The organism is Acidomonas methanolica (genome assembly GCF_004346035.1).
In the GTDB taxonomy this organism is placed as follows: domain Bacteria; phylum Pseudomonadota; class Alphaproteobacteria; order Acetobacterales; family Acetobacteraceae; genus Acidomonas; species Acidomonas methanolica.
Map to the genome: position 1 here is coordinate 1 of NZ_SLZN01000050.1, position 10,747 is coordinate 10,747.

11 protein-coding genes and 2 pseudogenes are annotated in these 10,747 nt (G+C 68.2%); 9 read left to right on the top strand and 4 right to left on the bottom strand.

Going from position 1 to position 10,747, the window contains the following annotated elements; genetic code table 11:
- Positions 1-110: 110 nt before the first annotated feature.
- The gene (locus EDC31_RS17965; RefSeq protein ID WP_204366687.1) at positions 111-809 is read left to right on the top strand and encodes an ISAs1 family transposase; all 699 of its coding nucleotides are present in this window, start codon (positions 111-113) and stop codon (positions 807-809) included.
- Positions 810-928: 119 nt separating this feature from the next.
- Positions 929-1,105, top strand: a pseudogene (locus EDC31_RS18565) (ISAs1 family transposase); the annotation flags it as partial.
- A 144-nt stretch (positions 1,106-1,249) separates the two neighbouring features.
- Here EDC31_RS18565 and EDC31_RS16440 read toward each other — a convergent pair.
- Genes EDC31_RS16440 through EDC31_RS16450 form a run of 3 tightly spaced genes read right to left on the bottom strand, consistent with a single transcriptional unit; the run spans position 1,250 to position 2,943 of the window.
- Positions 1,250-1,894 carry a phosphoribosylanthranilate isomerase gene (locus EDC31_RS16440; protein ID WP_042060520.1) on the bottom strand — a complete coding sequence of 215 codons (645 nt, stop codon included), beginning with the start codon at positions 1,892-1,894 and terminating at the stop codon, positions 1,250-1,252.
- The gene (gene pyrF, locus EDC31_RS16445; RefSeq protein WP_042060518.1) at positions 1,887-2,591 is read right to left on the bottom strand and encodes an orotidine-5'-phosphate decarboxylase; all 705 of its coding nucleotides are present in this window, start codon (positions 2,589-2,591) and stop codon (positions 1,887-1,889) included. The genes EDC31_RS16440 and pyrF overlap by 8 nt, the downstream gene beginning before the upstream one ends.
- 7 nt (positions 2,592-2,598) lie before the next feature.
- Entirely contained in the window at positions 2,599-2,943 is a 345-nt protein-coding gene (locus tag EDC31_RS16450) for a LapA family protein (RefSeq protein ID WP_042060516.1), read from the bottom strand.
- A 159-nt stretch (positions 2,944-3,102) separates the two neighbouring features.
- Here EDC31_RS16450 and EDC31_RS16455 point away from each other — a divergent pair, with 159 nt between their 5' ends.
- The 6 genes from EDC31_RS16455 to EDC31_RS16480 all read left to right on the top strand — a co-directional run bounded on the left by EDC31_RS16455 (position 3,103) and on the right by EDC31_RS16480 (position 10,247).
- The gene (locus EDC31_RS16455) at positions 3,103-3,393 is read left to right on the top strand and encodes a hypothetical protein (RefSeq protein ID WP_042060514.1); all 291 of its coding nucleotides are present in this window, start codon (positions 3,103-3,105) and stop codon (positions 3,391-3,393) included.
- Positions 3,394-3,505: 112 nt separating this feature from the next.
- Positions 3,506-4,033: a protein-export chaperone SecB gene (locus tag EDC31_RS16460; protein ID WP_052512067.1), complete on the top strand. Its 528-nt coding sequence runs from the start codon at positions 3,506-3,508 to the stop codon at positions 4,031-4,033.
- A 6-nt stretch (positions 4,034-4,039) separates the two neighbouring features.
- Positions 4,040-7,051: a glycosyltransferase gene (locus EDC31_RS16465; RefSeq protein WP_042060511.1), complete on the top strand. Its 3,012-nt coding sequence runs from the start codon at positions 4,040-4,042 to the stop codon at positions 7,049-7,051.
- 37 nt (positions 7,052-7,088) lie between these two features.
- A complete protein-coding gene (locus tag EDC31_RS16470) occupies positions 7,089-8,498 on the top strand; it encodes a M20/M25/M40 family metallo-hydrolase (protein ID WP_042060528.1) in 1,410 nt (469 codons plus the stop codon).
- A gap of 4 nt (positions 8,499-8,502) precedes the next feature.
- A complete protein-coding gene (pdxA, locus tag EDC31_RS16475) occupies positions 8,503-9,477 on the top strand; it encodes a 4-hydroxythreonine-4-phosphate dehydrogenase PdxA (RefSeq protein WP_042060510.1) in 975 nt (324 codons plus the stop codon).
- Between the two features lie 17 nt (positions 9,478-9,494).
- On the top strand, positions 9,495-10,247 hold the full coding sequence (locus EDC31_RS16480) for a pyridoxine 5'-phosphate synthase (RefSeq protein WP_042060526.1): 753 nt from the start codon (positions 9,495-9,497) through the stop codon (positions 10,245-10,247).
- 210 nt (positions 10,248-10,457) lie between these two features.
- On the opposite strand, the pseudogene EDC31_RS18570 reads toward EDC31_RS16480, so the two are convergent.
- Positions 10,458-10,646: pseudogene (locus tag EDC31_RS18570) on the bottom strand (hypothetical protein); the annotation flags it as partial.
- Between EDC31_RS18570 and EDC31_RS18270 the strand changes: the two are divergent.
- Positions 10,564-10,747, top strand: a 184-nt coding sequence (locus tag EDC31_RS18270) for a hypothetical protein (protein ID WP_243697816.1), incomplete at its 3' end; no start/stop codon positions are given. The pseudogene EDC31_RS18570 and the gene EDC31_RS18270 overlap by 83 nt on opposite strands.

Consider the following 10,747-nt stretch of genomic DNA (forward strand, 5'->3'; position numbering starts at 1 on the left):
GCGTCTCTTCAACAGACGTACTGCCACTTATCATATCCTGAATCATGGTTACCCATAGATTCAGAACTCAACACAAAATGCAACTGTAGTGCTAGTTTACGGGGTGCGAGATGGAAGATGCGGCGACTGTGGGTGAAGCGCTCTTCAAGGCGACTGGTTTTCTGAGTTATTTCAGTGATCTGCCGGACAAACGGCAACCCGGAAAAGTTATTTACCCCCTCGATGAGATACTCCTCCTGTGTCTTCTGGCGGTGCTGGCCGGGGCGGAAACCTTCATCGACATTGCCCTTTTCGGCAGCAAGAAACTCGCTTTCCTTCGCCGGTTCCGGCCCTTTCGGGATGGCACGCCTGCTCATGACCATCTCGGCGACATCTTCGCTACTCCGGACGCCGAGCATTTCCAGAGATGCTTTGTCGCGTGGGTAGCGGCGTGCACCGGTTTGCTTGCGGAGGTCGTTGCAATCGACGGCAAATCGGTGCGCAGGTCCGGCTCGAAGCGGAACGCCAAGGCGCCAATCCACATGTTTTCGGCCTTTGCAGCGCGCCAGCGCCTCGTTCTGGGTCAGGTCAAGGTATCGGAAAAGTCAAACGAAATCATAGCCATCCCCAAATTGTTGGACATGCTGACCCTCGAAGGTACGATCGTGACCATTGACGCCATGGGTTGCCAGCGCGGGATCGCAAAAAAATCATCGGCAAGAAGGCCAACTATCTGCTCGCCCCGAAAGACAATCAGGGATCACTCCGCGAGGATGTCGCACTCTTCGCCGCCGAACAGAAAGCCGGCCGGTTCAAGGACACCCGAATGAGCCGGGACACGGCAGTCGATGGCGAGCATGGTCGCATCGAAACCATGACCACCACTGTTATCCATGACGTGGAATGACTGCAAAAACGCCATGGCTGGCCGGGCCTGAACGCCGTGGTCATGGTCGACAGCCAGCGCGAGATCAATGGCAAGATGGAAGGCGAAACCCGGTATTACATCACCTCCCTGCTCGTGGCGGCGCACCTCCTCGGCCCGATCGTCCGCAGTCACCGGGCGATCGAAAATAGCCTCCACTGGGTCATGGACATGGTGTTTGGCGACGATGAATGCCGCGTCAGGACCGAAAATGCTCCCGCAAACTTCACAATGATCAAGCATATGGCCTGTAACCTGCTGCGAAGGCCAGTAGACAGAAACTCCTTGCGTGCCAGACGAAAGGCCGCCGCGTGGAAGGACGACTCTCTCGCAAGCCTTATCGCTTCACCCGATTGCCCTGGCGGCCTGAATGAAGTTTCGTATGCGGCCGGGATTTTTTCGCCCCGGCGCATCCTCGACGCCGGAAGAAACGTCTACAGCCCGGGCGCCGCTGGTCGCGATGGCCGCCGCGACATTTTCCGGCGTCAAGCCGCCCGCCAGCAGCCATGGCGCGGGCGCGGGCCAGCGTGCCGTCAGGCTCCAGTCGAAGCTGCGGGCATTCCCGCCGGGACGATCGGCGTCGACGGGGGCTCGGGATTCGATCACCAGCCCATCGACCGCACATGTTTCGGGCAGATCCGTCCGCGTCGCCACTCCGCAGGCGAGCCAGACCGGGCGGCGAAACTGCTCACGGATCGCCATGGCACGCTCCGGCGTATCGTAAATCTGCAAGATGTCGAGCCGTGTCACGTCGAGCACGCGCGCGACCTCGTCATCCGACGCGCGCACGAACAGCCCGACAGTTTGCGGCGACCGCGGCCCTACATCGTGCAGCAAGGTCGCCACCTGCGCCGCCGTAACGGATCGGGGCGAGCGGGCGAAAAACACGAAGCCGACCCAGTCCGCCCCCGCCTCACAGGCCGTGGCCAGCGCGACCGGATCGACGATGCCGCAAATCTTGACCCGCACGTCGCCGCCCGGGTCAGGCATGCGCCAGTTCCTCACGAATGGCGCGCGCCGCGGCACCCGGATCGGCGGCGGTGGTGATCGGCCGCCCGACCACGATCCAGTCCGCCCCCGCGCGCGCCGCCTCGCCCGGCGTCATCACGCGCTTCTGATCCTGCCGGTCCGCCCCGGCCGGACGAATACCGGGCACGACGAGAACCGGCTTCTCGCCCAGGGCCGCGCGCAGGGGCGCAATCTCTTCGGCCGAGCAGACCAGCCCGTCCGCCCCCGCCTCGACGGCCAGCCGCCCCAGCCGCACGACCTGCTCGCGCGGTGAAGCCGGGACGCCGATCTCCGCCAGCGCCGCCGCGTCCATGCTGGTGAGCACAGTCACCGCCAGAAGGATCGGACGTTCGCCCGCCGGACATGCCGCCTCCAGCGCCGCGCGCGCCGCCGCGATCATCGCCGCCCCGCCGCTCGCGTGAACGGTCAGCATCGCCGCGCCGAGCGGAGTCAGGCTGGTCAGCCCGCGTGCGACGGTATTCGGGATGTCGTGCAGCTTCAGATCGAGAAAGACATTGTGTCGCGCGGCGATCTCCCGCACCGCGTCGAAGCCCTGCGCATAGGCGAATTCCATACCCAGCTTGAAGGCGTCCGCCGCTTCGCCGACCGCACCGATCCAGTGTTCGGCCTGAGCGCGGCTGTCCGTATCCAGTGCGACGATCAGACGCGTCCTGCCCATCGTCGTGTCACACGCTTCCCGCGGCAGAGGTGGAGACCGGATGCGCCGCCGCGCCGTCCTGCGCGACCGGGGCGGTGTAGCGGCTCAACTGCTGATGCAGGTCGAGCATCTGGGATTCCAGCTTGCGCAGCTGCGCCTCCGCACGACGCGCCCGCGTCCGCTGACGCAACTCGCCGATCCACATGACGAAGGCCCCGACCACGAAACTCCCGATGCCCAGCCCGAGAGCGAGCACGCCGATGGACAGTTTCCAGCCATAGGAGACGATCCATACCGTATCGGGGTCCGGATTGCTCAGGGCGACGGCGATGAGGACAACCAGGAACAGGACGATGACGAGAAGGCGCAACATGAAACCCCCGATCTGCGATGTGACGCGGTCCGGCTGTCATGGCGCCACAGTTCCGGCTTTACAGCCCGGGCGAAGTCTCGGCAAGCTGCGCCGGGGAATACGGGACCGCACAGGGGATCGCGGCGCCCCGATCGGGAAAAGCAGCCGGGAGGAAGCAGGTTGAGCCAGGTCGTCTCCTTCACGCCTCGCCTCCCGCAGCTCGATGTCCTGTGGGCCGTCGTCGCGCGGCAGGGGAGGCAGGCGCGGATCGCCGACATCCATGCGAGCCGGAGCGCCGCCGAGGCGGACAGGGACTGGCGCGCCGGACAGGTCAGGGCCTATCTCCAGTTCCTGATCGGCGAGCGTCGACCGATCCCGAAATATTCCGTCCAGCAGGTCCGGCGCTCCGATCTGCCGCGCCTGTGGAAGCCCTTGCCCGCGCTCGGTTTCCTGCGTGGCGAGTTTTTTTGAACCATCCTCCTCGCGGCTCCTGTTCAGGCAGGCCGGATCGTGAAAAGATGACAGGTGATGCAGCCGCGGCGTCGGGTCGTCATGCGGCGTCGCAGCGAGAACGGGTGACGCAGTGAACGCAGGAACGACTCTGGATTCGGGTAAGCCTCTGGCGGAATCGGTCGCGGGCGGCCTGTCCCACCCCGCGCCGGGCCTGGTTCTCGGGTCGCAATATCTACGCTCCGTCTCGTTTCAGACGCCCCAGACCCCCGGCGTCTTCGCCTCGCTCCAGGCGCCGCCCCATGTGCGGCTGGTCGTGGACGTCAACGCGCGCCAACTCAGCGAAACCGATCTCAATTTCGAGGTCACGCTCGTTCTGCGCGCGGAAGGTCAGGCCGCCGTGCCGGACGCCGCCGCCCCCGAGCCGCCCGTCGCGTATGAGGCGATGGCGGCTTATGCCGGACTCTTCGTCGTCGGCCCGCAATGGCGGGACCGGCTGGAGGAAATTCTCCTCATCGAGGCGCCGCGCCAGCTTTTCCCCGCCGCGCGCGCGGTCCTGCTCGGGCTGGTGCGCGAGGCGGGATTCCAGGTCGCCAACATCCAGCCCGTCGATTTCGTCGCGCTCTGGCATGCGCGGCGGCGCGAGGCGACGCAAGGTTGATCCCCGGTGCCCCCGATCCTCGACGCGCCCGGCACCGCGGGCGTTCCGTCCGGCCCGCCTGTGATGGCTGGTCCGGATATCACTGCTCGCTGGGCGCTGCCTGACGCATCCTGGCTCCGCACGCGCTATGCGGAGGCACTGCGCGCCGCCGGATTTGCCGGTGATGACGGGAGCGACAACGGGGGCGATGACGCGGCCCTCGCGGCGTTCTGGCGCGAGACGGGCTATGAACAGGGCCTCGTTCCCTCTCCGCTCTTCGCCGAGGACTGGTATCTCGATCGCAACGCCGATGTGCGGATGGGCGTGACAAACGGCATTTTCGCGTCCGGCTTCATGCATTACTGCGAGAGCGGCTTCCTCGCGCGCGATCCGCACTGGCTGTTCTCCGAGCGCGGCTATTTCGACTTCAACCGCGATCTTACCCTCAGGACCGTCCGCGCCGCGGGCTACGCGAACGGCTACGATCATTTCCTCGCCTGCGGCGACGAGGAGGAGCGGATCGCGCATCCGTTCTACGATCCCGCCGTCTTCCGCCAGTCCTGTGAGGCGCGCCGCCTGTCGCGCGCCGGGCGGTTCGGCGGCTTCGCCCTGTTTCTGCAAGAGCCCGCCGCGCGGACGCTGCGCACGAGCTGGTATTTCGATCCGGACTGGTACGCCGCCACCTATCCCGCCGCAGTCGAAGCCGTGCGCGCCGGGAGGTACACCTGCCTGCTGCATCATTACCTGACGAACCCGGACCCCACGGCCTACGCGCCAAACGCATTCTTCAGCGAGGCGGATTATCTCGCCGCCGCTCCCGATGTTGCCGCCGTCATCCGGGACGGCGTGTTCCGTAACGGTTACGACCATTTCCTGCGCTTCGGCGCGCGGGAGGGACGGCGTCCGATCGCCGGATTCGATCTGGGCGAATACGCGGCCCGGCCGGACGTCCGCGACGCCCTTCGCCTCGGCCGTTTCCGGGACGCCTTCGCCCATTGGGCCGCGCACGCCCTCACGCCGGACTCGACGCCCCAACTCCTTTCGACCACGGTCTCCGCCGGCGTGGTCAGTCCCGCGCAATGCGAGTTGCTGCTGATCGAGCGCGCGCGAATCATGGTGCCGATCCTCGCGCGCACCCCGCTCGACCTGCGCTGCTCCGGCACGCCCGACCTCACGGTCATCGTCGCCGGGCGAAGTTTCCACCACCTGCTCGCCGCCCTCGCCTCGCTTCAGGGCGCGCGGCCGGGGAGCCTCGACGTCATCGTCCTCGACACCGTCTGCTCCCCGGAGACGGCGACGCTCGATCGTCTCGTCACCGGCATCCGGATTCTTCCCGCGAAGGAGGCGGTGCCGCTGGGTTCCGCCCTGCGCCACGCGCTGGAGATGGCGCAGGCGGCGCATTGCCTTCTGCTCCCCATGGGCGCGCGCCTCGTCGAGGGCGCGCTGGACGCCGGGCTGGCGCGGGTGCGGGCGAGCGGCGCGGGGATGGTGACGGGTCAGGCTGTCGGCGAGGACGGGAGGGTCCGGGAAGCCGGGGTCACGCTCCTGCGCGACGGGTCCAGCCAGGGCTTCGGCAACGGCGTCGCTCCTTTCGCCGATCCGGTCGCCCATGCGCGGCGCTGCGACGCGGGCTGCGACGCCGCGCTGATCTGCGAGACGGAGGCGCTCCGCCGCGCCGCCGACATCGCGCCCAAGGTCGACCTGACCGATCTGCCGCCCATCGCGGCGCTCCTTCTGGCCGAAAGCGGCAAGGAGGTGTGGTACGAGCCTTGTTTTCTCTCGCGGGTCGTTTCTTTTGGCGCCGATCTTTCGTCGCCCGGCGCGTCGCGCCCCGGCGTCGCGCCGGAACGCTTCCACGCCACGCTGCGCCACAAACCCGTCGCGGCGACTCCGACCTGGCCGGGACGCCGAAGCCCCGGCGGGAACGTGCTCTTCCTGTGCCTGACCCTGCCGGAGCCACGGCGCGGCGGCCTGGCCCTGCGCGATCTGGCCATACTGGACGAGATCAGCATGGCGGGGCTGGACGTCACCGTCTTCTCCCTGGATGCCGCGCCCGAGCCGCCGCTCCATTGGCGGCCCGGACTGCAAGAGCGTCTGGAATGCATCGCCGGAGTCCCGCTGGACGGGTTTCTCCAGGCGCGGCCGAACGGGTATGATCTCGTCTGGATCTCCGGCTGTACCGTCGCGCGTCGCGCGCTTCCGGCGCTGCTTGCGAATGAGCGCCTGCATCCGGCCACGGCCGCCGTGCTCGATCTCGGCTGGCTGGACGCGGAGGAGATGCGCCGCCGTCGCCTCACCGGCGGCGTGGCGGACGAGGCGCTGTTCCGGCGCGAACTCTCGGCGGAGCTTGCGGCGGCGTGGCTCGCCCGCGTCGTCGTCACGCTCCAGCCGCATGACGCGGCGCTGCTGGCCGGGCTCGGCTTCCGCGATCTTCCGCGTCTCGGCCATCGGATCGCGGTGCCGGAAACGGTTCCCGATTTCGGGGCGCGCGCGGGGCTCGTCCATACGCTGCCGATCCATGCGCCGGGCGACGCCGCGCATGACGGGCTGGACAGCTTCGTCCATTCCATCCTTCCTCTGCTGGACAGGAGCTTGCCCGCCGAAGCCGATCTCCTGATCGCCGGTCCGGTCGACGCGGCGGTGGACCTCTTCCCGCTCACCCTGCTTCCCCGCATGGCGCCCCTCCGACAGGCCGACGACCCCGACAGCCTCTATCGCACCTGCCGCGTCATGATCGCCCCGTCACGGGTCGCGGCGGGACTGCCCTATGAGGTGATGCGCGCGGCGGCGTTCGGCCTGCCCGCCGTGATCGGGCCCGATCTCGCCCAGCAGCTCGAATGGCGCGACGGGGAGGAATGTCTCGTGGCGGGGCTGCATGAAACGGCCCGCTTTGCATCCGCCGTCGAGCGACTGTATTCTGACGAGACTCTCTGGCGTCATGTTGCGCGGACGGCGCGGGACGCGGTGCGGCGCATGGCCGATCCCGCCCGCTTCGCCGCGGATCTCGACGCCATTCTCCGTCAGGCGCGGGACGCATGACGCCTCCGCGCCTGTCTCTGCCGGATATCGAACAGACATGACCGCATCCTCGCCCGCCCCCCTGACGGAAGACGTCCTCTCGCACGCCGACGCCGCCCAGCCCGAGGCGCTGGAGCGCCTCTTCGCGCTGCTCCGCATTCCCAGCATCTCCGCCCAGCCGCGCCATGCGGAGGATTGCCGGGCGGCGGCGCAGTGGCTGCGCGACGATCTCGCCGCCATCGGCTTCGACGCCCGGGTGGCCGATACGCCGGGCCATCCGATGGTGGTGGCCCATGACGTCGGCAAGTCCGGCCTGCCGCACGTCCTGTTCTACGGGCATTACGACGTGCAGCCCGTCGATCCGCTTTCGCTCTGGTCGAGCGATCCCTTCGCTCCGGCGATCGTGACCGGGGAGGACGGGCGTCAGGTGATCGTCGCGCGCGGAGCGTCCGACGACAAGGGTCAGCTCATGACCTTCATCGAAGCCTGCCGCGCGTGGAAACAGGTCCATGGCGACCTGCCGCTCAATGTCAGCGTGCTGATCGAGGGCGAGGAGGAGAGCGGCGGGGCGAATCTCCTGCCCTTCCTCAAGGCCCATGCCGCCGAGTTGGGCGCCGGTCTCGCGCTCATCTGCGACACCGACATGCCCAATCGCACCACCCCAGCCATCACCACCGCCCTGCGCGGCCTGGTCGGCGAGGAGGTCGTCATCCAGTGCGCCGGCCGCGACCTGCATTCCGGCATGTACGGCAACGCCGCGCGCAATCCGATCGAACTGCTCTGCACCATCCTCGCGACCATTCGCGACGAGACGGGCCGCGTCACGCTGCCCGGTTTCTACGACGACGTGCAGTTGCCCTCCGAATCGCAGCGGAAGCAGTGGCGCGCGCTCTTCCCCGACGATTCCGTCCTCCTCGGCCCGGTCGGCCTTTCCGAAGCGGCGGGCGAGGACGGGTTCACGGCCATCGAACAGGTCTGGTGCCGTCCGAGCTTCGAGATCAACGGCATCTCCGGCGGCTATGAGGAGGACGGGTTCAAGACCGTTCTGCCCGCCAAGGCGATGGCGAAAATCTCCTTCCGCCTCGTGCCGGGGCAGGACCCGCAGCGTATCCGCGCCGCCTTTCGCGAGCGCGTCGCCGGCCTGCTGCCGCCGGATGCGACGGTCACGTTCAGCGCGCATGGTGCGTCCTCCGGCTTCGCCGTGCCGCAGGACGGGCCGGATCTGCGCCGCGCCCTCGACGCGCTGGGCGAGGAATGGGGCGTGCCCGCCGTCGCCACCGCCTCGGGCGGGTCGATCCCCGTGGTCGCCGAGGTGCAGGAGGCGCTGGGCATCGACTCGCTGCTGATCGGCTTCGCCCAGTCCGACGACCGGATTCATTCGCCGAACGAGCAGTACGGCGTCGAGAATTTCCGCAAGGGCGTCCGCTCCTGGGTCCGGGTGCTCGCCGCGCTGGCCGTTCCCGGCTGACGCGATGCTGCCCGCACTCACCATGGGCGACCCGGCGGGGATCGGGCCGGAGCTGGCCGTGAAGGCGTGGCGCGCCCGCAGCGCGCCTTTCCTCTGGATCGGCGATCCGGCCCTGCTGGCGGGAGAGGTGCCGGTCGTCGAGATCGGGTCGCCGGAGGAGGCGGCGGCGCTGACAGGCACGGCGCTGCCGGTCCTGCGCGAGCCGCTCGCCGTCGCCGCCACTCCCGGCCGACCGGACCCGCGCAACGGCGCGGCGGTCATCGCCTCCATCCGCCGCGCGACGGAACTCGCTCTGGCCGGAAAGGTCGCGGGACTCGTCACCAGTCCGATCAGCAAGCATGTCCTGCGTCAGGCCGGATTCCCCTATCCCGGCCATACGGAATTCCTCGCCGCGCTGTGCGACGCGCCCGGCGAGGAAGTCATGATGCTCGCCTCACCCCGCCTGCGCGTCGTGCCCGTGACCGTGCATGTCAGCCTCCGCCACGCGCTGGACCTGCTGGACGAGGCCCGGATCGTGACCGTGGGGCGCATCGCCGCGCGCGCCCTGCGCCGCGATTTCGGCATCGCCGCGCCGCGCCTCGCCGTGGCCGGGCTCAATCCCCATGCGGGCGAGGAAGGTCTCATGGGGGACGAGGAACGCCGCTTCATTCGCCCCGCCGTCGCTTCCCTCCGCGCCGAGGGGATCGACGCCTTCGGCCCGTTGCCGCCCGACACCCTGTTCACCGAAGCCGCGCGCCGGGGCTATGATTCGGTGCTCTGCATGTATCACGATCAGGCGCTGATCCCGCTCAAGACGCTGGACATGGCGGAAGGCGTGAACGTCACGCTCGGCCTGCCGATCATCCGCACCTCTCCCGATCACGGCACGGCCTTCGACATCGCCGGGCAGGACCGGGCCGATCCGTCCAGCCTGCTGGCCGCGCTCGCCCTGGCGCGGGATCTCGGAGAGCAACGCCGCCGGTTCGACGCGGCACAGTGAAAGGAGGCGCGGAGGCCATGATTCGTCTCGGCGTGAATATCGACCATGTGGCCACCGTGCGGAACGCGCGCGGCGGAACGCATCCCGATCCCGTGACCGCCGCCCTGCTGGCCGCCAGCCACGGCGCGGACGGCATCACCGCCCATCTGCGCGAGGATCGCCGCCATATCCGCGACGACGACATGCGCCGCCTCAAGGCGGAGCTTCCCGTTCCGCTGAATTTCGAGATGGCGGCGACGGAGGAGATGGTGTCGCTCGCCTGCGCCCTTCACCCGCATGCCTGTTGCCTCGTCCCCGAACGGCGCGAGGAGGTGACGACCGAGGGCGGGCTGGACGCGCTCGGCCTCGCCGCCGATCTGAGGCCGAAGATCGCCCGGCTCGCCGGGGCGGGCATCCGCGTCTCGCTGTTCATCGACCCCGATCCCGCGCAGGTCCGCGCGGCGGCGGCGGCGGGCGCGCAGGTGGTGGAACTCCATACCGGCGCCTGGGCGCATGATCCAAGCCCGGCCGAACTGGCCCGGCTTCAGGCCGCCGCCGCGGCAGCACTCGAAAGCGGGCTCGAACTCCATGCGGGCCACGGCTTGACCTGCGGCAATGTCGGCCCCGTCGCCGCCCTGCCGGGTCTGCGCGAACTCAATATCGGGCATTACATCATTGGCGAGGCCATCATGGTCGGCCTGCCCGCCGCCATCGCGCGCATGAAACAGGCGATCGCCTTCTCGCGGAATTTCAGCGAGGCACATTCGAACGGCGAAGGAGAAAGGCCATGACTTGCCTGCGCCAAGGAATCGAAGTCGTCGATTTCGCGGGCGCTCCGCCCGCGCCGCGTCGGAGGGATAGCCGGTCCATTCGCGAAACGCCCGGCAGAAGGAATTCTGCTCGGCATACCCCAGAAGGAACGCGATCTCGCCGGTGCTGAGGCGTGTGCGCGTCAGGCGGCCGGGTCCGAAAAGATTGACCTCGAACTGGTAACGGGCCTCGCGCAACGGGTCATCTTCCAGCGCGCCGTAAAGCCCGCAGCCGGCATTGTTGACACGCACGTCGACATCGCCGAAGCGACCCCTGATCTCGGTGACGGCGGTCAGGATGCTGTTTTCGCTGGAAATGTCGAGTGCGACGGGATGCGCCCCGATACTTGCCGCAATGCAGATGATCGGTCCCGTGGGCAGGACGTTCGTAACCGGCCGCTTGAGACCGCCCTTGATCAAGCTGCCTGTTTGTGAGGTGTTACCACAGGCCGCCAATTCCACGGCAACAGTTCGTGCAGACG